This is a genomic window from Synechococcus sp. ROS8604, from assembly GCF_014279655.1.
Taxonomy (GTDB): Bacteria; Cyanobacteriota; Cyanobacteriia; order PCC-6307; family Cyanobiaceae; genus Synechococcus_C.
Map to the genome: position 1 here is coordinate 720,695 of NZ_CP047946.1, position 23,545 is coordinate 744,239.

The window sequence follows — 23,545 nt, forward strand, 5'->3', positions numbered from 1 at the left end:
TTTTTGCTCGGCACCATTGAGTCTTTGAGGGCTACGACGATGCCTACAGGTGGCTTCGGCATGTTTGGGCAGCGTGGCTACGTTTTGCGTTGATGCTCTGTTGGTGATGGCCGGCGTTGATTGGTTGTGGATCTTGCATCCTTTTCTTGCCGTGGTTTTGGTTTATCCACTGGTGGGTGTGGTGGTGCGCTTGGCCGTCCAGACGCGTGCACGTCGGCTCCAGAAACAGAATCTCCCCGTCACGGTTGGGCGCGACCACAGCGACCTGGGTCGTTGGCTTGCAGCGGCTGTGGTGATTGTGGTGTTGATTGCCCTCTCTGTTGTGATTGGCACGAAGGTTCCTGTCGCTGAGTTCAAAGGGGGTCTGGGGCGTGCGATCCAGCTGTTGCTGGTGTTGGTTGGAACGATCGTGAGCCTCCTCGCCCTTTGGCGTTGCAAGAGGCCTGGATTGAGGTTGGCTTTCTCTCTCATCACCTGGGCCGGAGTGTTGGGGCTTGGCGCCCAGCCTGAGGTTTGGCGGCTTTCGGATAATCCCCTTACGCCTGCGTTTTGGCAGTCCCATTACTGGGCTGGTGTTGGAGTAACGGGCTTGATGTTGTTTTCCCTGGGTGCTCGCGCTGAGATACTGCGCGACATTCGCATGCGTCGATTGCATGTTACCGCCAACGTGCTGGCGGCCTTGTTGTTTTTGACGCAAGGCCTCACAGGAACCCGTGACCTTCTCGAGATTCCGCTCGGTTGGCAGAAGTCCACCATTTATGCCTGTGATTTCAATGCGAAGACCTGTCCTTCACTGGATCCCAATGCACAGCCCTGACTGACCCATCTGGCTAAAGAGAGAGGGTTGTGGCTTCAACCCATGGATTCTTCAGCGTTGAAGGCACTGTTTTTGCAACGTGTGAGCTTGGGGGGCATGAGCTTGAGGCCATGTCGCGAGCTTTTTCTGCGCTCTATCGAAGCTTTCAGACGGATGTTATTGGGCGTGAGCGCTGCTCTCCTATCAAGGGCATGATCTACACCTGGATTGATCCTCCCTCGGGCCGTAGCGAACATGTGTGTTTGTTTTTCCATGGTGGGGGATACACCATGGGATCGACGGATGATCACTTGCAATTGATTGCCTCACTTGTAGAGGATTCAGGGATCAGTTTTCTAGGGGTTGATTATCGTTTGTGCCCGAACGATTGTTTTCCAGCTGCTCTCGATGATATAGAAGATGCTTATCGCTGGCTGTTAGCGCAGGGCTATCGAGCAGAGGCGATTGGTACGACAGGAATTTCTGCTGGGGCCACATTGGTGACGCAATTGCTGCATCGCTGTAAAAGGAAGGGCTTGCCGATGCCCGCTGTGGCATTGGTGATGGCAGGGGTTATGGACTTCAGCTGTGGGAGAGAATCTGTTGCTTTTAATGCCAACGATGATCTTGTGTCGTTGCAGCGACTCGAAGCTATCTCTTCCCATTATTTGCCAGAGGATGGTTCATATGATTCACGAGATCTTGACTGTTTGCAGCAGGATTACCGCTCTTATCCCCGTACATTATTCCAGGTTGGTGATCGTGAAGTGTTGCTCAGTGATGCGATCGCCTGTTTTTCAATTTTAAAAACAGCAGGACATGATGTGGCTTTGCCTGTTGTGCCTGGAATGATTCATTGCGGGCAGCTCTTTTCACGGGAATTTACGCCTGGTCAACGTGCAACGGCTGAGGCAGCCCTTTTTCTGCGTGAAGGATTCGTTGCTTGCAATCCATACTCAGTGCGTGGCATGGGTGAGCGCAAGAAGCAGAAGACTGGTCATTGATGCGGTGCCAGCCACAAACCAACCAAGACGGGCGCGATCAATGGCCGGGAGTTCTTCTCGGAACACGGCCATGAGCAGTCCCCCTCCCAGAAATGCTGTGGCGATGGCGAGATGGAGGTCGTCCACGGGGTGGAGGAGTGCTGCATGCAACAGCCCCAAGACCAGGGCAGCGGTTCCCACCCAGCGCATGCGTGTTCGGTAGATGGCTGGATGCCGAGCGTCCATGGTCCGATCGGCTAGGAGGACATGGGCGCTGATGGCGATGGTGAACAAGATTCCATAGGCCAATCCGGTGCTGATCAGGGACGGAAGCGAATAGGCATAGAGGTAGCTGATCGCAGCGAAATTAAGCGTGTGCAGTGATCTCGCAACCCTGCCAGCCTTGCGTTCATGGGTGGCGAGCACATCAAGGCTGTACGTCACCATGATTCCTGCTAGGGCGATCAGAAATAGCAATGCCTCTGTGATGGGGGTAGGGGCAAAGGTTTCCATCCCAGGGGCTTTAGATAAGGCTTGTCCATGACTGGCAAGTTCTGGCAATAGGTGCACAAATACGTAGGCGATTCCTGCTCCGCCTCCAAAGGAGGCCCAGCGCACCTGTTCGCGATCAGGTCGCGTTGCCACCTTGGCTGCGAGCCAGTGCGCACTTGCAATCGCAGTCACGCAGAGAATGGAAGAGATCCAGAGCATCACGGCCGACACCTGAAGACTGTTTCAGTGTGGCCTCTCATCGCAAGACAAACATTCTTTTGAATTGCTGAGTTCTATCGCCTTGAAAGACTGCCTCAAAGTTTAAGTTTGAAATACCGACATGCCTAGATGGCATGTCGGTCATTGGCCATCAAAGTTCAATTAGGGGTTGTGTGGCTTTTGTTCTGTGCAATATTGCCAATCCTTTGAAAGCAGTGAACGTCATGGAAACTTAAATGGTCGCACCTTTGGATCGCATGAAAGTGTTGAAGGGAAAACGAAATCAGAGGATACGCATAATAATTTAAACTCATCTTAGAAATTAGCCTTGTCGGGATTAAGGTATAAGACGCTAATAAGTGATTTTAATAATCTCTTGATTGCTGTTGTTAAGGCTGTGTCTTGAGTTAGGTTTAATAAATGGTTTCAGAGAACTTGGACCACTTCGCTCACCTCAGGAATCGATTCGCGCATCTTGCGTTCAATCCCCATTTTTAAAGTCATCGTGCTGCTCGGGCAGCTTCCGCAAGCGCCCTGCAGGCGAACTTTCACGATCGGACCATCGATCTCAACGACTTCCACGTTGCCACCATCGGCCATCAGGAAGGGGCGAAGTTCATCGAGCACCTTTTCCACGTTCTCGTTGGTGAGGGCCATGGTCTCGGTGCTCATCGTTCAATATTCAGACTGAGCCAATCCTAGGCATTTCTAAGCCGCTCGGCCTCATAGCCTGTCGACAGCAGATCTGTTCGCCCCTTGGACCGCTACGACGTTGTGCTCGTGGGTGCTGGGATCATGAGTGTCACCCTGGCAACCCTCCTGCATGAACTCGATCCAGACTTGCGGTTGTTGGTTGTTGAACGGTTAGAGGCACCCGCTTTAGAAAGCAGCGCTGCGGGAAATAACGCTGGCACCGGCCATGCTGCCAACTGTGAGCTCAATTACACCCCTCTTCAGGCTGATGGCACGATTTCAATGGCGAAACCGCTGGCGATCAATGCCAGTTTTGAGTGCAGCCTCGAGTTTTGGTCGTCCCTCTGTGAGCAGGGTCGTTTAGATCCCTCTGGGTTTATTCACCGCGTGCCCCACATCAGTTTTGTGTGGGGTGAGGGCGATGTGGCCTACCTGCGCCAGCGCTATGAGCAGTTGAAGCCGCTGCCTGCTTTTGCGGCCATGGAGTGGAGCCGCGATGAGGCTGAGCTCGCTTCCTGGATTCCGCTCGTGATGGCCGGGCGAGATCCTAAAAAAGCAGTTGCAGCCACCAGGATTGAGCGCGGCACAGACGTGGATTTCGGGGCTTTGTCTCGCTCTCTGTTTGTTCCCTTGCAAGCGTCTGGGGCCCTTGATCTGGTGTTCGGGACTTCGGTGTCTGATCTCAACCGTCGCGCAGAGGGCTGGGAGCTGCAATTGCGTGGCCCCTCTGGACGCCGCGACGTGATGACGCCGTTTGTGTTTCTCGGTGCCGGTGGTGGGGCCCTACCTCTCCTCCAACGTTCGGGCATTCCTGAAGCGGCTGCTTACGCCGGGTTTCCCGTGAGCGGGCAATGGCTTGTCTGCAATGACCCGGATTTATCGGAGCATCACTTCGCCAAGGTGTATGGCAAAGCCAAGGTGGGGGCTCCGCCGATGTCGGTGCCCCACCTCGACTCCCGCTGGATCGATGGCCGTCGCTCCCTCCTGTTTGGGCCCTATGCCGGCTTTAGCAGCAAGTTTTTGAAGCAGGGGTCTTTGCTGGATCTTCCTCGTTCTGTGCGCACCTCCAATGTGTTGCCCATGCTTCAAGTTGGGGTCAACAACATCCCCTTGGTTCGTTATCTCGTGAATCAACTGCGCCAAAGCAGTGAGGATCGGATGGAGGCGTTAAAGGCTTTTCTCCCAACGGCTCGCGCGGACGATTGGGCTTTGTCGGTGGCTGGTCAGCGCGTTCAGATCATCAAACGCACCCCCACTGGAGGCCGTTTGCAATTGGGTACGGAGGTGGTTGCTTCTGGCGATGGTTCGTTGGCTGCCCTGCTTGGTGCCTCTCCTGGCGCGAGCACCTCCGTCACGATCATGTTGGAAATTCTTCAACGCTGTTTGCCTGATCGCTTGGCTTCGCAAGCGTGGCAGCAGCGCTTGCAAGCGTTACTGCCGAGCTATGGGCAAGATCTCAATGCGGATAGAGAGCTCCTTCAGCGCAGCCGAGATCGCAGTGATGCGCTGCTTGGTTTGCAGATTGCACGCTAGTTAGGCGCAGGCGCGCTCCGATGAATCGGCGGAAGCCCCATTGTGGAGTTCAGGGATGCTTGCCAGTGAGATTCACGATGATCCCCCCAGCTGTGATCATGGCGATTCCCGTAAGCTGACCTGGTGAGGGAATTTGCTTGTAGGCAAGCAAGGCAACCAGCACAATCGCGATAATACCGATCCCACTCCAGGGGGCATAAGTGATGCCAAGCGAAATCGTTTGCACGACGCGAGAGAGCAACAGCATCAAGGTGGAGTAAGCGGCTTGCATAACGATTGCGGAAATAGGTCTGCTGAACCCTTGAGAGTGTTTGAGAAAAGAGGTTCCCATCACTTCGGAAGCGATCGCCAAGCAATCACAGAATCCAGGGTGGGGGCATGCAGCGTTTCTCTCATCGAATTGGTGGCGGCTCCTTAGGATTGGCGCATTGCCTTCTGAAGCCCGAGCCGGGATTTCGCCAACCGCATGACCGACGCTCCCGTCAAAAGGATTCGCAACTTCTGCATCATTGCCCACATCGACCATGGCAAGTCGACGTTGGCCGACCGGTTGCTGCAAGACACCGGCACGGTGGCCAATCGGGATATGCAAGAGCAGTTCCTCGACAACATGGAGCTGGAGAGGGAACGGGGGATCACGATCAAGCTCCAAGCGGCCCGCATGAACTACAAGGCGGCGGATGGTGAGGAGTATGTGCTCAACCTCATTGATACCCCCGGCCACGTGGACTTCTCCTATGAGGTGAGCCGCAGCCTGCAGGCCTGTGAAGGGGCCTTACTGGTGGTGGATGCAAGCCAAGGCGTTGAAGCTCAGACCTTGGCCAACGTCTACATGGCGCTGGAGAACGATCTTGAGATCATTCCTGTGCTCAACAAGATTGATCTGCCTGGTGCCGACCCGGATCGCATTAAGGAGGAGATCGAGGCGATCATCGGCTTGGATTGCTCGAATGCGATTCCGTGCTCCGCCAAAACGGGTCTAGGCGTTCCGGAAATTCTTCAAGCGGTGGTGGATCGGGTGCCACCTCCTGCCGACACAGTGGAAGAGCCCACCAAAGCGCTGATCTTTGATTCTTATTACGACCCTTACCGAGGCGTGATTGTTTACTTCCGTGTGATGAGCGGAAGGATTAGTCGCAAAGACAAGGTGTTGCTCATGGCGAGCAACAAAACCTATGAACTTGACGAAGTCGGGATCATGGCCCCGGATGAGAAAAAGGTGGATGAGCTCCATGCTGGAGAGGTGGGTTATCTCGCGGCCTCAATCAAGGCGGTGGCGGATGCACGGGTGGGAGATACGATTACGTTGCTGAACGAGCCGGCAGATGCACCGCTGCCTGGCTATGCAGAAGCCAAACCGATGGTTTTTTGTGGCTTGTTTCCTACAGAAGCCGATCAATACCCGGATTTACGAGAAGCTCTGCACAAATTGCAGCTCTCTGATGCAGCGCTGAAATTTGAACCCGAAACCAGCAGTGCGATGGGCTTTGGATTCCGTTGCGGATTCCTCGGCCTGTTGCACATGGAGATTGTGCAGGAGCGCTTGGAACGTGAATACAACCTGGATCTGATTGTTACTGCGCCATCAGTGATTTACACCGTGAATCTCACCAATGGTGAGCAAATCATGGTGGATAATCCGGCCACACTCCCAGATCCTCAGCAACGTGAATCGATTGAGGAGCCCTATGTGCGCATGGAAATTTATGCGCCGAATGAGTTCAATGGAGCATTGATGGGGCTGTGCCAGGAGAGACGAGGTGACTACATCGATATGAAATACATCACCAAGGAACGGGTGACCTTGATTTATGAATTGCCCTTAGCAGAAGTGGTGACTGATTTCTTCGATCAAATGAAGACCCGCACCCAGGGCTATGCCTCGATGGAGTATCACCTGATCGGCTATCGCAAGAACGAGCTTGTGCGCTTGGATGTGTTGATTAATGCAGAACGCGCTGATCCTCTTACCACGATCGTTCACCGCGATAAGGCCTACAACGTGGGCAAGGGCTTAGTTGAAAAGCTCAAGGAATTGATTCCGCGCCAGCAATTTAAAATTCCTTTGCAAGCTTCTATCGGGAGCCGGATTATTGCCAGTACGAGTATTAGCGCGATCCGTAAGGATGTGCTTGCGAAGTGCTACGGCGGTGATATTTCGCGTAAGAAGAAACTGTTGAAGAAACAGGCAAAGGGTAAGAAACGGATGAAGGCGATGGGCAAAGTCGATGTACCGCAAGAGGCCTTTATGGCTGTATTGAAACTGAATCAAACCTCTTGATTTTGATCGTTTTGTTGTCGCTTGAGGCTGATCTGAGGCTGATCGGTCAGCCCTTACGCTGATAAACGTTCAATCACTGAGAAATAAAGAGGAATGCCAACAATGATATTGAACGGAAAGGTCACTCCCAGGGCTGCTGATAGATAAAGGCTCGGATTGGAATGGGGAAGAGCTGTTTTCATGGCTGCCGGAACAGCGATGTAGGAGGCGCTGGCGCAAAGGATCACGAACAACAGCGCATTGCCAGGATCCAGTTTGAATAACGACGCTAAAGCGATCGCAACGAATGCATTCAGAACAGGGAAGAGAATCGAGAAGGCAATCAAGAAGAGTCCACTTTTCTTTAATTCGCCGATTCTTGAGGCGGCTGATATCCCCATTTCCAAGAGAAACAGGCACAACACGCCATAAAAAATCTGGTTGGTGAATGGAGCGATCTTCTCAACACCGGAATGATCGAATGTTTCCGATAAGGCACCAACAACAAGGGACCCCAAGAGTAAATAAACAGATGTATTCAGGATGGATGTTTGGATGATCGTGCTCAGCTGTGGCGATGTGCTGGGCGTGTTCTTGGATTGGCTTTGTGACCTTCCGTTCAGGATCAATCCCATCACAATGGCCGGAGACTCCATCAAGGCGAGTGCGGCAATCATGAATCCAGAATGTTCCACTTTGATTTCATTGAGAAAGGAACTTGCGGTGATGAACGTCACGGCACTGATCGATCCAAATGAGGCTGCAAGGGCTGCAGAATCCTCAGGCCCAAAGCGTCGCCTGAGAATGGGAAAGCCATAGAGGGGCACAACGATGGCCATCATCAAGCACATCAGCAGAACCGTGACAACGGATCCACTGAGCCCGCTGCGAACAAGCTCCACGCCACCTTTGAATCCAATGGCGATCAACAGATAGATGGACAGTAATTTGGAGATGGGCGGTGGTATCTCCAGGTTGATTCGCAGACAGACGGCAGCGGCTCCCATGAAAAAGAACAGGACAGCGGGTGAAAATATATTTTCAAGAATGAGGCTTTGATTCAATGGATTGATGTGGCTTTGTCCAAGGTAGCTTGCCACTTGGGTGACACGCCACTTGTATGCGTTTGAATCAATCGTTTTGATCAGCCTGCTTCAGTTTCAACACTTTTATCTGCAACAGAAGCTATCTTCGACACTTTATCTGGCTCGCTTATGCTTCAATTAAGGTGTTTTTCCGGAGAGTTCAATGTCATCTTCGTTATTGCAATGATCAAAATTGGCACTCGGATTGCTGGGGTCGCAATCATCAAGATTGTTGCCATGGCCATTGTTGCTGTTATTCGCAACGGTGATTTCATCGATTTGGTTGTAACTACCGTTGGTCAGCAACGCCAGTTGGGTCAGCCAGCTTGATTCCATGCCAATGGAGGTGGTGTTCACAATCAGCGGTTGATTGCTTCCATTGTGCGTGCGGCCTTCATTTTTAGAGGAGTAGCGCTCGGCCGTGCGTGTTTCATCTTTCCTGGACCATTTGCCTCCGTTAGGGTCCTTATTGGGTTTGCCATCAGTGAGGAAATAAAGAGTGTCTGTTTCGGTGTCATCAAAGCTCTGCTGAATCGAATCCCAGGGGTCCGTTCCACCCCAGCTGGTGACTTTGTCGTCATTCAAGGTGTTGACAAACTCAATCGCTGAATCTCGCTTTCCATCCGCGCCAAGGCTCACCAGGTTGGTGGTTGAATCGGTCCAGGATTTGTGGTTGGTGTACCCATCCGAACTGAACGATGTGATGCCCATCTTGGTGGTGTTCGGCAGTGCACCGATCAGCATGGTCATTTCGCTGATCAGGGCCTCCATGCGGGTGAGTGCACAGATTCGGTTCGTTTCTTTGTAGCGACCTTTTTTCGGGTCATAAAACGTTCGGTAGATTCCGTAACCGTCTCCCCACATCACACAGGCGCTCATCGATCCGGAGCCATCGATCACAAAGCGCACATTGCTACTGGTGATGTTCTGGAAGAAGGCTCCGCTCAGAACGCCTCCTTCCATGACTTCATCGGTGTTGTTCAGCCGTTTGTCGGCACGTGCGAAGGCAGTAAAATAAACATTTTGCTTGGTAATATCCACGCCATTTTTTGTTTTTTGTAAATAGCTGGCTGTAATCGGAAATGGCTGACTCGTCGGTTCATTGTCCGTGTCCGGGGTGGGATCAATGAATTTCATCAGCTTGAAGTTGGAATCGGTCTCCATCCTCAGGGCCGGTTCCCGTGGGCTCCGAAATGGGGTCACCCCTTGATTGAAGGAGAAATCGATTTGAGACAGAATCTCGTTCACGGGTTGGGGGGGGCAAGGCTCCTCTCCACACATCGATGGAAGAGCAGCGATTTGTTCCAGGATGTTGGAGAGGAAGAGCTCTTCTGTTTCATCGAAGGAACCATCGAGTTTCAAGGGTGGGCCGCAACGCTGGATGGTGTAGCCATAGCTGTTGTTGTTACTCGCGAGCCCGTAAACCACGGGTTTGGACAGTTCCACCATTTTGATCCCAAACAGTGGCTTGAACAGTTTGGTTCCAGCCAGGTTGGTGCATTTGCTGAGAACATCTGAATAACGTGGATTTTGAAGATTGAGATGTTGTTCAGCGTCTGGAAACGGATTGGCGTTGTGAACTATCAGATGAAGCCCCCGCTCCACCTCCGTTCGCATCAAGCGCATTCCATTCACCGTGTTCTGCCGGAGTGTTGCCTTATCAGCGGAGGTATTGATGATTTTTGCCGTGGATTGCATCGATAGAGCTGTAGCCCCCACAATCAAGGTTGAGGCAACTCCTGCCACCATGGCCTCGGTGAGACTGATCTGACCAGCTTCCTGTTTGCGACGACCACGCTTGGATGTTTTGAGGGCAACTTGCAGACTGGTCATGATGGAAGATGCAAACTTTTTTGTTCCTGATTCAAATCAACGGTTCCTTGATCAGTATGCATCTGCTGAATTGTTGAGTGATTGAGGTGTGGGTTGGTGTTCACTGAGAGTTAGGTGATTTCTATTAATTTTTCTTCTATGCACTGATTGTTCAGCCACTTGCCTCGCATGAGGTTTCCGGTTCCTGAAATCTCAATACAACGTTCCACTAATCGGTTGGATCCGTCCCCCTTGAGCATTGCAGGGTCCATTTGCTTCAGGGAACGGATGCGGAAGGTGAGGTTACCTGTTTCAGCACTGGTTCCCGGTGGCGTGAGGGAGTAGCTGCTTTGTGAGACGGCCACTTCAACATTGGTGCGGTCGCTGGATCCTTCCCGTTGAATCAGGCGAAAGGTTGGGGGAAAAAGCGGATCAAGGTTATTGAGGCATCCCTCGTCAAGATTTGCTGTTGCGAAGTCTGAATTGCAGCATTCCATTCTTGTATTGGTGGCGCTACTACCATTAGGTTGTTGAAATTCGAGGATGTCCCAAGTGGGTTGAAAGCTTTTGCTTACAGGAAAAGTTAGGGTGCAACTGGATCGCGTGGTTCCCAGCTTTCGCATCAGCTTCAGCATTCCGGCTTCCACTGTCTGTGTGTAGCGATCCACTTCCCCCTGCCAGACTTTGCGCAGAAAACTGGGTGCACTCCATGATGTGACTAGGGATAAAATCGTAACCACAACTAATAGCTCAACAAGGGTAAATCCATTCAGTTTTGGGTTGAGTTGATTCATGAGATTGTTGTGTAGCAACGGGAGGAAAAATTAGGGTTCATTTCCATGGTGCGCTTTTCTTTGTAATTGGAAGAGTCCGGTTCTCCTAGATATTCTGGTGCAGTAAAGGTGTATTCAACAATGAGGATGTCCAGATCATTTTTGGATAGTGGTCTGAGCACTCTTTGGATGGTTTGATTGATGCCTTCAGCCGTTGGTAAAGGAACCTTGGCTGTGATGATATCGGTTAGTTTCTGTGTGGGATTTGAGCAGGCTGTTTTCTTCTCTGCTTCACTGCCAAGGTTCTTAAGAGTTAGATAGGCGTCTTCTTTCTGAATGAGTTGAATATTGTCGTTAATCGCATTTTCAATACGAGTACGCTCCTGTTGGTTGGCCCCAGATGCCAACGAGGAGATGCTGAACCGGCTTACGCCTGCCATCACAAATGCCATGATCACGCCTGCAATCATCACCTCAACCAAGGTGAACCCCTGTTGCACAACGTTGTTTTGTTTTGTCTTTAAGGTGTGAAGATTGGAGAGCATGGAGGGCTTGCCTCCCTCATAAGCCACTTGAGACTGTTGATTTCAGAGGTGGGTGTTGACTCCTTTATTCTCTTCTCTTGCATTGGTGGTTAGGTTTGTGTAGAGCTAGATGTATTGATGGTTATGGTTATGGTTGTCTGAGAATGTACTGAAGCAAGAAATCTTTACCAGCGGCGGAAGATATCAAATCCTGTGCCTCTGATCCCTCGCGCCACCATGCGTCCATAACCTGGGAATCCCTTCTCGGTCCATTTCCAGAGGGAATCGCTCGCCTTGATTACCGTTTCACCGTTGTTTTCTGTGACTAACTGGATGTTCCCATCATTGGCGCAGATGCTGTGGGCCCAGATCACGCCATGAAGGTAGGCGTCACTGAACGGTTTCACCGTTCCTCTCGGGAGATGTACGATTGCATGAGGCAGTGTGGAACTGCTCTTGGAGCTTCCTTCCCAGCGCAACATATGCGGACGGTCGGACTCACAATTCATATCCGAAGTGCCAGCACTGGCGCTGATGATCAGTTTTGCGGGCTGCTGGTTGCAGCTTGAGCTGCCGTTATTGACGCCACAGAGAAGACTGCCGTTGCGCAGTTGAATCGCCCCACTGAGATTGGGGTTGATGGTGTCGTTGAGCGGTTTTTCCAAATGAAGAACAACCGGTCGATCACCGTTTTCAATCAGCAGCTTGGTTTTGCTTAGATCGAGATGTTCAACATACAGGTGGCATTCGAAACTGCTTTGTTGTGTGCAGATGTCTTCAGCGTGGAGGGTGATCACATTGTTGGCAATCGTGACCCCTTCCGGTTGACTGAAAGTGGTGCTGTCCTGAGAACGTACACAGACAATCCCTTCGTCTGGACATTGTGCGTGAAAAGTCAAATGCGCTGAACTGAGCGTATTGGAGGTGCTGTCTCCATCACTTTCAGTGTTATCAGTGCTTCCGCTTTCAGCAGTGCTTCCGCTATCAGTAGTGCTTCCGCTTTCATCAATGCTTTCGTCGATAACAACCCTTTCGCTGTCATCGAAACTCCAGATCCTTGGGAGTCCGTTGTTACCGACATCGAATGCATTGTCCTGAACAAACAGGGATCCCAGAGGCAGTCCTCGATTGAGTGTGGGCCAGATTTTGTCGCTCAGTTCATTGCTCTCTGCATTCACCAGGTCCTTTCTTTTGAGGATGTTGCAATCAATTGTGTCGAATCCTGATGCGTCGGTCATGTCCAACAGGATCAATCCTGGGCCTTCTGCACCTGTGTGATCGGTAACGCGGGAACCCACGAGTTCCATGTAATTCCCACCCATCACGGCCCAGTCCTTTTCAGCGGGAACGATGGATTGCACGTAAAGAGATCGCCGGAGCAGGGTTCGAGCCAGATAGCTATCGGTGGTTTGATTGTCACGTTTCACGATCCCCTCCACTTCGAAGATGCCCTCTCCGATCCCGCCTTTGCCTGGGCTGGAGTAACCCCTCAGGCGATAGAACAGCTGGATGGGGGCTTTGCCGTCGTTGCGTTGGGAGGTTCCTTCGGTGATTTGAACGCCGGAGCCTGTTCTCGGCCAATCCGCTGCTTGTGATTCGGGAACTCGGTTGCTGATATCGGTGCAGAGTTCTTCCAGTTTGGGAGAAGAGGCGTCAGCACTGCCAAGAGCCTCCCATAGCCAGACGTCGCCGCTATCGGGCTCAACGTTGTCGAGAGTTAATAAATAACCGCGGTAATTATCGGGATTATTGTTATTCAGGGCTCCAAGAATGCGGTTGAATCCGTTTAGCGCGGCCGTTTCCGCCATCTGTTGATAACTCTCGAGCGCACCCAGTTTTCGGGTCATCAATTGCCTGGCGAGCAAGCCACTGGCACCGGCGAACAGCACCATTCCCATCATTAAGGCAGTGACCATCGCCAGGCCCTGCTCTTGCTTGGCAATGCGTTGCACGCATCGGCTTTGGGAAGGGAGGAATGAACGGCGGCGTTTGCTCATGGTTCAGGGGCAGGTGAGATCGGTAGTGGCGGCGGCTGTTGTTCCATCTCCGGTTTGAATATTGCTGGCTCCTGTCCGAACATTGATGCAGCCGAGCACATTGAAACCGCTTGCTTTGGATTCAGTTGGGGTTGCCGTGAACACGTATCTGGGCTCTAGCCCTCCTCCAGTGGCAGTAAGGGTGTAGTTGGCTCCGGGCAGTGTGATCTCCGAAAAGGTTGCCCCGGAAGCAACCCCTGTGTCCGTCATGAAATCCCGCCTGAAGTCATTCCATCCATTCGGCAAAATATTGTCTTCTTCGTCGTAAGTTGTTATCACTAAATCCATCGCTTGGGTCACGGTTGTGACTGTTTCCCGCTGATGTGTGCGTTGCATTTGGCCCATGAAGCTTGGAAGTGATATGGAACTCAGAATCCCGATGATGGATACCGTTACTAGCACTTCTGACATGCTGAAACCGGCACTTTGAACTACAGAGTTTGTCGAATTCATCAGGCTTCACCTCGACCTCAATTCCTAAATTTTGCTTCAATGGTGGGAATCCTTAATGAATGACGCCTGAGAGTTTTGTGATAATCTATTGATTAATTGGCGCCTCATTTATTTTATTTGTTGTGTATTTTGCGATGATGTGAGAAAATCGTAAATATTGAAAATTTGCTTAATATGCTTTGATTAGCATTTACGAGAATTTTCCTCCTGTCTGGTTGTGTAGGAGGATTGAATGTTTTTTTTGGCTTTTTGGATTGCCGTAAAAAGGCAGCCTTCGGACTGCCTTTTTGTCTAATTTTAATGCTACTATTATTATGCACAGGTTGGCGCATCAGGCGCTGCTTCGGTGGAGGTCACGAGTTCTCTGGATCCAGTTGTTGAATTCACGCAACCGGCTGCAAAGTATTCACCAGCCAGGTCATCTTTACCTGTGGCGGATATAGCAAGTACTCCAGTATTACCGGCATCGGTGGGTGCGGCAATCGTGCAATATTCGGACGTTGTTGTTTCATTCTCGGCTTGAGCCACGGCGCTAGCAAGAGCTTCAACCTTGTTTCCAGCAGCGTCGGCGCCAAAGGCTGAAAGGATTGATCCCACTTTCGTGGTGCATTCAGTTGCCTTGGCTTTGTTGGCCTGGCCCAGGAAACTCGGAAGTGCTATTCCTGAAAGGATTCCAACGATCACAGTCACGACCATCAGCTCCACAAGGGTGAAGCCTTTTTCCAGAAGATTGCGACCTTTTTTGCGGTTGAGAAGGGACAGCTGAAGACGGCTCTTGAGAGTAGTCATGATTGTTCGTTGAGAGAGAAAACGGATCGGTGCACGTCGTGCCCACAGATCAATCATTCCCCCGGCCAGTGGCCGATAAAGAAGGAAACGGCTAGAGCTTGCTAAGAAGGTTCTTATGTAAAGAATGTTTTGAATCACCCTCGTCCGTTGCCATCCCTCCGGATTTGGCTGCAGTCTTCGGCCTTGCTCACGGTGATCGCTGGCTACGCCGTGCTTCTGGCGGTTCATTCTGCCTTTGCCACGGCCCAACGGAACAACAACCATCAGGATCTGGCGGCTTCTATTGCCCGCCTTCTTTCCCTGCATTCCACCGCAATTGCCCCTCCCAGCAACACACAACTTCATGTGGAGCTGCAGCCTGCAGGACCTGCCTTGGCTCCCCAGCTGCAGGAATTCACAGGGAATCAGCAATGGTTGGTGAGTCGTCGCCGTTTGCCGGAGCCGATCGACGGGTTGGATTGGCTGGAGCTGCGTCAGAACGTCACCCGTTCTCTGCAGCAGGAGCGTTTGAGTCAGTTGCTGCTGATCGCAGCAGCCGGTGTGTCGATCCTGCTCACATCCCTGTTGCTGCGTCCTGTGTTGTATCGCGGCCTGGTGATCCCTCTCAATGCCCTTGTGGATCAACTGCAGGCCCTGGAGGCGAACACCCTGGGTCAGGACTTGGTGGATGCCGAGCTTCAGCCGCAGGAGTTGCGGCCGATCGTGCTCGCCTTCAATCAGCTGCAACAGCGATTGGCGGCGGCCTGGCAGCGGGAGAAGGAGTTTGTGGATGGTGCCGCCCATGAGCTGCGCACCCCGATCACCGTGATTTCCGGTCATGCGCAACGGCTCAACCGTGACCTGCTCCCCTCTGCCACGCAGCGCTCTGCAGCTGTGATGGCTTCAGAAGCGGAGCGGATGGCCAGCATTCTTGATGCGCTCAGGGATCTTTCACGCCTTGATTCAGGTCGATTGCCTTTGCAGATCGAAACCCTGGATGCCGAGGAGCAGCTGCTGATGGCCTACGAGCGCTGCTTCGCTGCCGCAGCTGATCGCTTGCGGCTTCCGCCACCCAGATCAGAACCGGTGCTGCTGTTCAGGGCCGATAGCCAGCGCCTGCAGCAATGCCTGAAGGCCCTGATCTCCAATGCCATGCTCTACAGCCCAGGCCTGGTGCAGTTGCAGGCTGAGTGGAGAATCGATCAGTTGGTTCTGCATGTTCTGGATCATGGACCCGGCATCCCAGAAGCGGAGCGTGAGCAGGTTTTCAGGCGGTTTGCACGGGGAGCGATGGCCGGTCCAACCCGAGGGGTGGGGCTTGGGCTGGCCCTGGTTGATCAGTTGCTTCAGGCGATGGGAGGGGCGTTATCGATTCGCGATGCACCCGGTGGTGGTGCCGATGTTCAATTGCAGTTCAGGGTTGTGTCTCATCCACCCGCGCCATGAAACCAACCCCCCGGATGGTGTGAACCAGGGGGGGCGAACCCTGTTGCTTGAGTTTGCGGCGCAGATAGCCCAGATACACATCCAGGGTGTTGGGGTCGCCCACAAACGGTGCTCCCCAGACCCCTTCCAGGATCGCTTGCCGGGTTAACACCTGGCCTGAGCGCTCCACCAGGAAGTGCAGCAGATTAAATTCCCGTTGCGACAGCGACAGTGCCTTGTCCTTGAAGCGCACAGCACGGCTGAGCACATCGATGCTCAGGTCTCCGAGCGAGAGCGTCTCGCTTTGTTGTTCCGCTTTTTCCACGTGCCCGCGTCTCAGTCGGGCACGCACCCTGGCGTGGAGTTCCTTGAGCTCAAACGGTTTGGTGAGGTAGTCGTCTGCCCCCAGATCCAGGGCCTGCACCTGTTCGTCCAGATCGTCATGGGCGGTCAGCATCAACACCGGTGTCTGGTCACCGCTGCTGCGCAGCCGCCGGCAGATTTCAATGCCATCAAAGTCCGGCAGTGTCCAATCCAGAATGAGGAGATCAAACCGGCTCTGACGCAGGTGTTGGAGTGCTTCGGTGCCGTTGATCGCGCCGATGCACTCCGCCTGTTCACGAGAGAACTCATCCAGCAAAAATTGCAGCAGTTCTGGATCGTCATCAACGACGAGCAGCCGGGAGCGGGTCTCCTGCAACAAGGTGCTGGCACCATCTGCCGAAACCCTACGTTGATGGTTGGGGGAATGTTTGAAACCGTTGCGTTGATTCCTGTGGTTTCGTGGTTTGGCAGACGCCCACCCTCCCAATCCGGCTTCGTGATGCCGTTGGCGATCACCGCTTCAGCGGTGTTGTTGCTGGGCAGTGCCTCGATCCATACGCTCAGCCTCCAGAAACGCTTGCGGGTCCATGCCTCTGGTCAGAGAGAGCAAAGTGCTGATCAGTTGCGCTCTGCGGCCCAGGCCTTTGTTGTTGCTTCCCGTGGGCCTCAAGCTTGTTTGCTGCAGTGGCCATCGCATGATTGGCCTGCTGCCGTTCACGATTGCAAAGCATCCGATCCATCCCAGCTGAGTCGTGGTGTGGTGGGAGAGAAGCTATGGTCCCTGCTCGATTGGACTCCCCATGGTGAAAACGGGGCGTTGCGATTGCAGTTAGCGGATGGACGAACTGGTCGTTTCCGACTTGCGCTTGATCCTCTTGCTCCTGCGGTCCTGGGCATCAGTGATGTGGGGTTGCAGGCTCGCGTTCCTCAGCTGAAGGGTGAGTGATGAGCTTGCTTGAAGTGCTGGTCTCATCGGTTGTGTTGGCTGGAAGCAGCAGTGCCGCCCTCGGCGTATGGAATCAGGCTGCCACTGAAGTTCAACGCGCCATGCAGTTGGATGCGCTTGCTCTTCAGTTGGAGACGGCGAGGATCGCGACTGATCGTTGGCTTCAGTCGGATGAGGCATCATCTGCCGTGATTGATTCCAGCTCGCCTGATTGCAGGTTTAACCCTGAAGCCTTAGAGGCAGCTGTTGCTGAGCGCTTGCCGCTTGGATCTGATGTGAGCAGCCGTTGGAGTGTTGATCCCCAGGGCCTTGGCCATTGGCTTGAGCTCAGTGCGACTTCTCAGCACGTAATGCCTCCATTCAAGAGGCGTTTGCTGTTGTCGCCTGCTGCCTATGGCCTCTGCAAGCAGGAAGAGGTGAGTTCATGAGCTTGATTGAGCAAATCATGGTGGTGAGCTTGGTGGGGATGTTGGCGTCGATTCCAGTCGTGACGGGTCGCGGCGATCGCGATCAGCTTCAGCTCGATGCCAGTGCGCGCCGCTTGCAGAGCGGTTTGGACCGGGCCCGGAGCATTGCTCGGCGTGAGCAGACCGCTTGCGGACTTTCCCTGAACGAAGAGGGATTCATGGCTCCTGATGATGGGATCCTGCCGGTTTCTCTTCCTGCCTGTCCTGGGATTGGGATGGCCTTGCAGGAAGCGTTTGAACAGGGGCCAATCGAGTTGAGCACCAACTTGCCCCCGGTGTTGCGCTTCACCGCCAACGGTTTGCTCTTGGATGGCGGCATCGCGGTGCTCAGTCATCAGCGCTTGGCAAAAGCGCGTTGTTTGGTGGTGAGTTTGCCCTTGGGCGTGAGCCGGATTGGTTCCTATCAGGCCCCTCTTCCATCTGATGGAGGGCGTCTGCTTAGTAGCCGTTGTTTGCCAGATGTCGCTGCGAGCTAAGCCGATGATCAAGCGAATTTCCGAAACACGAGCTGAGAAAGGCTTCACGCTGATCGAGCTGATGCTTTCGCTCAGCCTTGGGAGCCTGCTGTTTGTTGTGATGCTGCAGCTGATTGGTGCTGATCTACGCCTCGGCAACACCATGGCGAGTCGGTTGCGTGAATCAGCGCAGCAACGCCAAACCTTGGAGTTGATTCGAGGTGAGTTGGCGATTGGAACTGGCTGGGAGGTGGATCCTGTTAATTCCGATCAATGGTCCTGCGGCATGGCTGGCCGCCAGCCCGTGCTCGCCATCGGCCTGGATTCCAGCAAGTTCCAGGTGTCTGCTCCAACCATTGTTTACAGCGTGGGAGCAGCGCCTTCAGCGATTTGGCGCGGGCAGGTGTTGATGCGCTGCGGGCCTGCCTACGGCCTTGATGGTGTGATCAGACCAGGGGGAACAGCTCAAAACCGCGTTCTTATTGATGGCTTAGCCAAGGACGATTTGGGGTTTCAAGTCCGCCAGGATCCTCACTCCAAGGTGCTGCATCTCGCGTTGGAACAGGAGGCTGATCATGGCTCCAAACGCCTTCGCTCTGCTGCCGTGTTCTGAATCAAGTGCTTTCTACTTAATCGTTGAAATAGACCTTGATTCTGATCTTCACCCAGCGCTTGTATGGAAACACTCTCCAGAATCGCCATAACCCCCAGGCCAGTAGCCAGCCAAACAGGCCCACCACCAGTCCCACTAGGAATGAATGTCCAACCAAAAAGGGTCCGCTGTATTCCAAGTGAAACAGTTCAACCAAAAAAGCAGAGGAAACTGCCACCAAATAGGTGGGAATTTGCGGGTGCTGATTGGTTGGAGTTTGCAAGTTTTTTGAGCCTTATTCACTCAACTCTAGGTATGTGCCCAGTGCAGGTCTTCCCTTGTCACACCAGTGTCAGACTGCATCGATGCCTTCTGCTTGGTCAAGCTTTTCAGCTGCAGGTACAGGCATGCACAGGAAGTAGACTTCCACACTCATGGCTGCCAGGGCCAGAAAGAGGTGATCAATCCAGCCGTTGCGCACTCCCATGCCCATGAAGGCAATCCAGGTGTTGATCACCACCATCACGCTTAGGAACGTGCTCAAAATGAAGCTAATAAAATGATTGAGACGTTTGCGTTGGGTCCAGAGACTCACTAACAGGGGCAGCAAGATCAGGGTGGACGTTGCATGCAGGATTTGCATGCTCAGATCACTATGTAAATGCGGAGTAATGGCTGCCCATAAATTCACAGGAATCAGCAGGGAACAAAAAATTATGTAATAGATCATCATCACGTTGCACTCGCCGTTGACGTTGGTTTCGGAAGGATCACGGAGAAGCAGCTTCCCTCTCCTTCTTTGCTTTGCACGTGCACTTTCCCTCCCATAGCGGACATCAGCAGGGCCACAACAGACAGCCCGAGCCCGGTGCCGCTGCTGCCTGAGCTGTTTTTAGCCCGATGAAAGCGCTTGAAAATATGGGGGAGATCACTCTCCGGAATGCCGATTCCTTCGTCTTTCACATCGATGACGATCCCATTTGGATGAGGATAAAGAATCAGCGAAATCAGAGAGTCTTCTGCGGAGTATTTGGCAGCGTTATCGATTAAATCCAAGAGCACTTGTTGGAGGCGACCAGGGTCAGCTAGTGCCTCACTGTTTTCATCAATAGGAATGTTGTTGAGCACTTCAAGCCTGCGATCGGTGAGATTGCTTTGGCTGAGATCAGCCACTTTCTCCACTAAGGGCCCAAGATCCACCACTTCTTGGTTGAGTTGGAGTTGGCCGGAGTCCCCGCGCGAGAGGTCGAGGAGATCGTCGAGCAGCATCCGCATGCGAATGCTTTCCTCTTCTGCCGTTTTCAGTCCGCGACGTTCGTCGTCGCTTAACCCATTGCTGCGTTTGATTGTGCGATGCAGATACCCCTGAACAATGGTGAGCGGTGTTCGCAACTCATGGCTCACGGCACTCACAAAGCGCTGCTGATCATTCCATGACAGCGCCAGCCGTTCCATTAATTCGGAATAGGTCCTTGCCAGTTGCCGCACTTCCTTTGGTGCCGCCGTCATCTCTGGAATCGGATCTTGATTGAGGGTGTCGGCGGTGAGGGCGGCACTGCGCTCACTGAGATGCAGCAGAGGCCTCACGATCCGTCTCACCATCACGGTGATCGTGATCAGTGAGAGCAACATCGATCCCACCCCGATAGCAATCATCCAACCCAAAAATTCGTTTTGGATGCGGCCCGAGTTAATCGCTTTGGCACTACTCCAAAGCCGTTCCCCTGTGGGATAGGAGCGACCAAGCAACGTGAGGTAATCCGCGTCTTCAACGCTGATCAGCCGAGTTTTGGGATCCTGTTTGTGAGCCTGCATGGTGGCTCTCATCATCTTTTGAGGGATGGCGATGGGGCCAAGCGTTGGCAGCACTAGGCGTCCATCTGCCAGCTCAATCCAGAGGGTGGTGCGCACGCTGGAGTGATCGCGCAGCGCCTGGCGCACTTCCTCCTCAATCGTTGGGCTCCAATCGCGGGCTGAATGGCCTTGGCCGAGGTGCCGATGGGCCACCAGGTGGTTGTTCAGATGGTCCGCATTGGCCTGCAAATCCGCTTCTCCGTTGCGGATTTGATTGCGGTTACTCAGCCAGAGCCCTGTGGTGGTGGCCCCAGTGAATCCAATCAGCACGGCGGTGTAGGTGGCCAGCTGAAGTTGGCCCTCAAGGCTTCCAAGAAGTTTTGATCGCCAGTTGGACCCAGATGCCACGAAATCGGTTCTCAGCGTGATTGTCTATTTCCCTGAGATTTTGGCAGCTGGACCAGGGAGAATGAAACCCCTAGCGCGTTCTCTTGCCTTGAGTTTTGCGGTCTCTCCCTTAGGCATTGCACGGCCCACCCTCTCGGCTCGCATGGCCCGATGGGGGCTTGTGATTGTGGGGATCTACATCGCCGTTGCCCTGCTCACGCCTGTGTTGATCAGTGTTGGCTTCCTTCCGGATCCCAATGCCGGTTTGGACAATGCGATCTATGCACCGCCGTCTCCGCAGCATTGGTGTGGCACCGATCGGCTCGGCCGCGATGTGTGTGTGCGCACACTGCAGGGGAGTGGTGTGGCGCTTCAAGTGGTGCTGCTGGCGGTTGTTCTTGCCTTGGTGGTGGGAGTGCCGGTGGGCATGATCAGCGGCTACCTGGGGGGCGGGGTCGACCGGGTGCTGGTTCTGCTCATGGACACCCTTTACACCTTGCCGGTGTTGTTGTTGTCTGTGGTCTTGGCGTTTCTGCTGGGCCGAGGGATTCCCAATGCAGCAGCAGCCTTGTGTGTGGTGTACATCCCCCAGTACTTCCGGGTGGTGCGCAATCAAACGGCCCAGGTGAAATCGGAGCTGTTCGTGGAGGCAGCACAAACCCTTGGTGCTGGTCCCATCTGGATCCTGCGGCGCTACCTGTTCCGCAATGTGATCACCTCCGTGCCCGTTTTGCTCACCTTGAATGCTGCTGATGCGGTGTTGGTGCTCGGCGGCTTGGGCTTTCTCGGCCTGGGCTTGCCAGAAACGGTGCCGGAATGGGGGAGTGATCTCAATCTTGCGCTTGCGGCTGTGCCCACGGGCATCTGGTGGACGGCCCTCTACCCAGGATTGGCGATGTTTGTGCTGGTGCTGGGTTTGTCGTTCCTTGGAGAAGGACTCGAGTCTTGGGTGAGCAGTACGGGGCGCGACGCGGCAAACTGAAAATAGTTGGTGTCTCGCGCATGACGCTCTGGGCCACATTGCTGTTGCTTGGCCTGATGACCTACCTGTGGTTGGCGGGGCGCAGCAATCCCGATGACGTGATCGGTCTTTTAGAGCAAATCCTGGCCATCACCCTTGGCTTGGTGGTGCTGTTCATCGGACGTAGTTTGTTCCTGGAAGTGCTGGTGCTGGTGTTTGCCCTGCGTTTGCCCGCTGCCCGGCGCAACCATCCTGTGGTGGCACGCTCCAAGGCTGGAAAAGATATGTTGATGCCGTTCTAACCCCCCTGCCTGAGGTCAGATCTTGATTAGCAGCGCAGTTTTGCGTTGCGTGGAAGCTCTTCTTGAATCTCCCCCTCCGCGTTGAGGGTTGGATAAGCCCTTTCTCGTTCGCGGCACCACAGGGCAACGTCGGGATAGGCCCACTCGAACAACAGATTGTCGTAGTTCTCTGCTGGAATTCCCTCCCCATCGGATGGGGCAAGTCCAGCCGCTTCCCGCTGACGCAGTGCCTCAAACAAGAGGGTGGCAGTGGCCACCGACACGTTGAGCGACTGCACCATGCCGCGCATCGGGATGAACACGTCGGTGTCCATCAGCTTGGTGGCGTTTTCGCTGAGTCCCCATTTCTCTGCGCCCAATACAAAGGCGCTAGGACCGGTGAAGTCACAGTCGCGGTAATCGACCGCATCCACGCTCAGATTGGTGCCATACAGGTGAAAGCCCCTGTCTTTGAGTTGTTTAACAGCTGCCTCGATGTTGGGGTGGTCATGCAAGGGCACCCAGCGTTGGCTGCCTTGGGCCGTGCTGTTGTACGTGCGTGACCGGCCACTGAGGCTTACGGCATGGGCTTCCAGCACGCCAACCGCATCGCAGCTGCGCAGGATGGCAGAGAGGTTGTGGGGTTTGTCCACGTGCTCGACCAGAACGGTGAGGTTGGCCATGCGTTGGTTCAAGACCGCACGCAACCGCTCGAAACGACGGGGAAGGATGGGCATGGCGCATCGTTCTCTATCCCTGAGGGTATGGGATGCCGCTCTCGGTCACATCCAGACGCATCGCGGGGCGGGTTCAGTCATCGATTCCCCGTTGGTTTGCAGAACGATGGAGTTGTTGCTTCTCACTCCATGAAACGCGCCGGGGTCGCTGTTGCTTTGATGTTGATGTCGGCTGCTGCTGCCACTGCACCTGCTTTTGCAAGGCCGAAAAATAGCTATGACGCTCAATCTGCCTATGTCGATCAGCGGTATGGCGGTTCAGCTCGCGATCCTTGGGTCGGTGCCACTCGTGATGTCTACGTGAACAATCAAGACACCAATAGTTGCCTGGAAGGCAGTGTGATCGGCGGCTTATTGGGCGCTGGCCTTGGTGCCGCCTTGTCACGGGGCAACGGCCGCTGGGTGGGTGTTCCCGTTGGTGGTGCCGCTGGCGCCTTGTTGGGTTGCCAAGTGGATGGGGGCTGATGCCTTCAGCGCTCCCCAGTGGAGCCAAAATTGGCTTCCAAAATGGCGGCTTGTAAGAGGGTTTGCATGGTGTGCAAATCCTCTTGCTCATAAGGTTCCCCTCCTGGCCAGCGCTCGAGTCGGTAGTTCACGGCATCCAGCAGCAACCTGAGGTCTGCAGGACTTAAGGAGAGATCAATTCGCAAATCGCCATTGTCTTGGGTTGTCATATGGCCTGAAAAGAAAACCGGATCGTTGAGGGGCGTCGCTCGAACTATCGAAAGGATGGCGTGTGCAGTCAGATT

Annotated in this window: 29 protein-coding genes and 1 pseudogene; 13 read left to right on the forward strand and 17 right to left on the reverse strand. The window is 53.7% G+C overall.

Going from position 1 to position 23,545, the window contains the following annotated elements:
- The first annotated feature begins 106 nt into the window (after window positions 1-106).
- On the forward strand, window positions 107-817 hold the full coding sequence (locus SynROS8604_RS03810; RefSeq protein ID WP_186545785.1) for a DUF4079 domain-containing protein: 711 nt from the start codon (window positions 107-109) through the stop codon (window positions 815-817).
- Window positions 818-1,107: 290 nt separating this feature from the next.
- On the forward strand, window positions 1,108-1,800 hold the full coding sequence (locus tag SynROS8604_RS03815; RefSeq protein WP_370586543.1) for an alpha/beta hydrolase: 693 nt from the start codon (window positions 1,108-1,110) through the stop codon (window positions 1,798-1,800).
- Here the strand turns inward: SynROS8604_RS03815 and SynROS8604_RS03820 are convergent.
- Window positions 1,753-2,490 (reverse strand): hypothetical protein, encoded by a 738-nt coding sequence (locus SynROS8604_RS03820; RefSeq protein ID WP_186545193.1) that lies wholly within the window; start codon window positions 2,488-2,490, stop codon window positions 1,753-1,755. The genes SynROS8604_RS03815 and SynROS8604_RS03820 overlap by 48 nt on opposite strands.
- Window positions 2,491-2,916: 426 nt before the next feature.
- Entirely contained in the window at window positions 2,917-3,162 is a 246-nt protein-coding gene (locus tag SynROS8604_RS03825) for a NifU family protein (RefSeq protein WP_006854698.1), read from the reverse strand.
- An 84-nt stretch (window positions 3,163-3,246) separates the two neighbouring features.
- Between SynROS8604_RS03825 and SynROS8604_RS03830 the strand changes: the two genes are divergently transcribed.
- Window positions 3,247-4,716 (forward strand): malate:quinone oxidoreductase, encoded by a 1,470-nt coding sequence (locus SynROS8604_RS03830; protein WP_186545194.1) that lies wholly within the window; start codon window positions 3,247-3,249, stop codon window positions 4,714-4,716.
- 49 nt (window positions 4,717-4,765) lie between these two features.
- Here SynROS8604_RS03830 and SynROS8604_RS16195 read toward each other — a convergent pair whose 3' ends face one another.
- On the reverse strand, window positions 4,766-5,242 hold the full coding sequence (locus SynROS8604_RS16195; RefSeq protein WP_370586544.1) for a multidrug efflux SMR transporter: 477 nt from the start codon (window positions 5,240-5,242) through the stop codon (window positions 4,766-4,768).
- Here SynROS8604_RS16195 and lepA point away from each other — a divergent pair.
- Window positions 5,183-6,997: a translation elongation factor 4 gene (gene lepA / locus SynROS8604_RS03840; protein WP_186545196.1), complete on the forward strand. Its 1,815-nt coding sequence runs from the start codon at window positions 5,183-5,185 to the stop codon at window positions 6,995-6,997. The two genes, SynROS8604_RS16195 and lepA, sit on opposite strands and share 60 nt — an antisense overlap.
- A gap of 53 nt (window positions 6,998-7,050) precedes the next feature.
- Here lepA and SynROS8604_RS03845 read toward each other — a convergent pair whose 3' ends face one another.
- The 8 genes and pseudogenes from SynROS8604_RS03845 to SynROS8604_RS03875 all read right to left on the reverse strand — a co-directional run bounded on the left by SynROS8604_RS03845 (window position 7,051) and on the right by SynROS8604_RS03875 (window position 14,448).
- A complete protein-coding gene (locus tag SynROS8604_RS03845; protein ID WP_186545787.1) occupies window positions 7,051-8,040 on the reverse strand; it encodes a sodium-dependent bicarbonate transport family permease in 990 nt (329 codons plus the stop codon).
- A gap of 159 nt (window positions 8,041-8,199) precedes the next feature.
- The gene (locus tag SynROS8604_RS03850; RefSeq protein WP_186545197.1) at window positions 8,200-9,894 is read right to left on the reverse strand and encodes a VWA domain-containing protein; all 1,695 of its coding nucleotides are present in this window, start codon (window positions 9,892-9,894) and stop codon (window positions 8,200-8,202) included.
- Window positions 9,895-10,004: 110 nt separating this feature from the next.
- Window positions 10,005-10,667 (reverse strand): Tfp pilus assembly protein FimT/FimU, encoded by a 663-nt coding sequence (locus SynROS8604_RS03855; protein WP_186545198.1) that lies wholly within the window; start codon window positions 10,665-10,667, stop codon window positions 10,005-10,007.
- Window positions 10,664-11,191, reverse strand: a complete 528-nt coding sequence (locus SynROS8604_RS03860) for a prepilin-type N-terminal cleavage/methylation domain-containing protein (RefSeq protein ID WP_186545199.1) — start codon at window positions 11,189-11,191, stop codon at window positions 10,664-10,666. Before SynROS8604_RS03860 ends, SynROS8604_RS03855 begins: the two co-directional genes overlap by 4 nt.
- 164 nt (window positions 11,192-11,355) lie before the next feature.
- Window positions 11,356-13,167: a hypothetical protein gene (locus SynROS8604_RS03865; RefSeq protein WP_186545200.1), complete on the reverse strand. Its 1,812-nt coding sequence runs from the start codon at window positions 13,165-13,167 to the stop codon at window positions 11,356-11,358.
- A gap of 3 nt (window positions 13,168-13,170) precedes the next feature.
- Complete coding sequence (locus tag SynROS8604_RS03870; RefSeq protein ID WP_255445174.1) at window positions 13,171-13,542, reverse strand: hypothetical protein; 372 nt, start codon at window positions 13,540-13,542, stop codon at window positions 13,171-13,173.
- A 27-nt stretch (window positions 13,543-13,569) separates the two neighbouring features.
- A pseudogene (locus tag SynROS8604_RS16200) lies at window positions 13,570-13,659 on the reverse strand (type II secretion system protein); the annotation flags it as partial.
- A gap of 312 nt (window positions 13,660-13,971) precedes the next feature.
- Window positions 13,972-14,448, reverse strand: a complete 477-nt coding sequence (locus SynROS8604_RS03875) for a type IV pilin protein (RefSeq protein WP_186545202.1) — start codon at window positions 14,446-14,448, stop codon at window positions 13,972-13,974.
- Between the two features lie 147 nt (window positions 14,449-14,595).
- Here SynROS8604_RS03875 and SynROS8604_RS03880 point away from each other — a divergent pair, with 147 nt between their 5' ends.
- Window positions 14,596-15,873 carry a sensor histidine kinase KdpD gene (locus tag SynROS8604_RS03880; RefSeq protein WP_186545203.1) on the forward strand — a complete coding sequence of 426 codons (1,278 nt, stop codon included), beginning with the start codon at window positions 14,596-14,598 and terminating at the stop codon, window positions 15,871-15,873.
- Here the strand turns inward: SynROS8604_RS03880 and SynROS8604_RS03885 are convergent.
- The gene (locus tag SynROS8604_RS03885) at window positions 15,842-16,555 is read right to left on the reverse strand and encodes a response regulator transcription factor (RefSeq protein WP_370586545.1); all 714 of its coding nucleotides are present in this window, start codon (window positions 16,553-16,555) and stop codon (window positions 15,842-15,844) included. The genes SynROS8604_RS03880 and SynROS8604_RS03885 overlap by 32 nt on opposite strands.
- A 33-nt stretch (window positions 16,556-16,588) precedes the next feature.
- Here SynROS8604_RS03885 and SynROS8604_RS03890 point away from each other — a divergent pair, with 33 nt between their 5' ends.
- From SynROS8604_RS03890 to SynROS8604_RS03905, 4 genes are read left to right on the forward strand one after another with little or no spacing between them, the layout of a single operon-like run.
- The gene (locus SynROS8604_RS03890) at window positions 16,589-17,122 is read left to right on the forward strand and encodes a hypothetical protein (protein ID WP_255445175.1); all 534 of its coding nucleotides are present in this window, start codon (window positions 16,589-16,591) and stop codon (window positions 17,120-17,122) included.
- Window positions 17,122-17,550, forward strand: coding sequence for a hypothetical protein (locus tag SynROS8604_RS03895; protein WP_186545204.1), 429 nt, complete (start codon window positions 17,122-17,124; stop codon window positions 17,548-17,550). The genes SynROS8604_RS03890 and SynROS8604_RS03895 overlap by 1 nt, the downstream gene beginning before the upstream one ends.
- Window positions 17,547-18,065, forward strand: coding sequence for a GspH/FimT family protein (locus SynROS8604_RS03900; RefSeq protein ID WP_186545205.1), 519 nt, complete (start codon window positions 17,547-17,549; stop codon window positions 18,063-18,065). The genes SynROS8604_RS03895 and SynROS8604_RS03900 overlap by 4 nt, the downstream gene beginning before the upstream one ends.
- 4 nt (window positions 18,066-18,069) lie before the next feature.
- Complete coding sequence (locus SynROS8604_RS03905) at window positions 18,070-18,657, forward strand: prepilin-type N-terminal cleavage/methylation domain-containing protein (protein ID WP_186545206.1); 588 nt, start codon at window positions 18,070-18,072, stop codon at window positions 18,655-18,657.
- 16 nt (window positions 18,658-18,673) lie between these two features.
- On the opposite strand, the gene SynROS8604_RS03910 is transcribed toward SynROS8604_RS03905, so the two are convergent.
- The 3 genes from SynROS8604_RS03910 to SynROS8604_RS03920 form a co-directional block, all read right to left on the reverse strand.
- Window positions 18,674-18,874 carry a hypothetical protein gene (locus SynROS8604_RS03910; RefSeq protein ID WP_186545207.1) on the reverse strand — a complete coding sequence of 67 codons (201 nt, stop codon included), beginning with the start codon at window positions 18,872-18,874 and terminating at the stop codon, window positions 18,674-18,676.
- Between the two features lie 114 nt (window positions 18,875-18,988).
- Window positions 18,989-19,279, reverse strand: coding sequence for a hypothetical protein (locus SynROS8604_RS03915; protein WP_255445176.1), 291 nt, complete (start codon window positions 19,277-19,279; stop codon window positions 18,989-18,991).
- 89 nt (window positions 19,280-19,368) lie between these two features.
- Window positions 19,369-20,838, reverse strand: coding sequence for a sensor histidine kinase KdpD (locus SynROS8604_RS03920; RefSeq protein WP_186545209.1), 1,470 nt, complete (start codon window positions 20,836-20,838; stop codon window positions 19,369-19,371).
- Window positions 20,839-20,899: 61 nt separating this feature from the next.
- Between SynROS8604_RS03920 and SynROS8604_RS03925 the strand changes: the two genes are divergently transcribed.
- The gene (locus tag SynROS8604_RS03925; protein WP_115070352.1) at window positions 20,900-21,799 is read left to right on the forward strand and encodes an ABC transporter permease; all 900 of its coding nucleotides are present in this window, start codon (window positions 20,900-20,902) and stop codon (window positions 21,797-21,799) included.
- Window positions 21,800-21,819: 20 nt separating this feature from the next.
- Window positions 21,820-22,080: a hypothetical protein gene (locus SynROS8604_RS03930; protein ID WP_186545210.1), complete on the forward strand. Its 261-nt coding sequence runs from the start codon at window positions 21,820-21,822 to the stop codon at window positions 22,078-22,080.
- Between the two features lie 26 nt (window positions 22,081-22,106).
- On the opposite strand, the gene trmH is transcribed toward SynROS8604_RS03930, so the two are convergent.
- Complete coding sequence (trmH, locus tag SynROS8604_RS03935; protein WP_186545211.1) at window positions 22,107-22,796, reverse strand: tRNA (guanosine(18)-2'-O)-methyltransferase TrmH; 690 nt, start codon at window positions 22,794-22,796, stop codon at window positions 22,107-22,109.
- Here trmH and SynROS8604_RS15665 point away from each other — a divergent pair.
- Both SynROS8604_RS15665 and SynROS8604_RS03940 read left to right on the forward strand, forming a co-directional pair.
- Entirely contained in the window at window positions 22,795-22,929 is a 135-nt protein-coding gene (locus SynROS8604_RS15665) for a hypothetical protein (protein ID WP_255445177.1), read from the forward strand. The two genes, trmH and SynROS8604_RS15665, sit on opposite strands and share 2 nt — an antisense overlap.
- On the forward strand, window positions 22,926-23,261 hold the full coding sequence (locus SynROS8604_RS03940; RefSeq protein ID WP_186545212.1) for a glycine zipper 2TM domain-containing protein: 336 nt from the start codon (window positions 22,926-22,928) through the stop codon (window positions 23,259-23,261). Before SynROS8604_RS15665 ends, SynROS8604_RS03940 begins: the two co-directional genes overlap by 4 nt.
- 5 nt (window positions 23,262-23,266) lie before the next feature.
- Here the strand turns inward: SynROS8604_RS03940 and SynROS8604_RS03945 are convergent, their stop codons facing one another.
- Window positions 23,267-23,470 (reverse strand): hypothetical protein, encoded by a 204-nt coding sequence (locus tag SynROS8604_RS03945; RefSeq protein WP_186545213.1) that lies wholly within the window; start codon window positions 23,468-23,470, stop codon window positions 23,267-23,269.
- Between the last annotated feature and the right edge of the window lie 75 nt (window positions 23,471-23,545).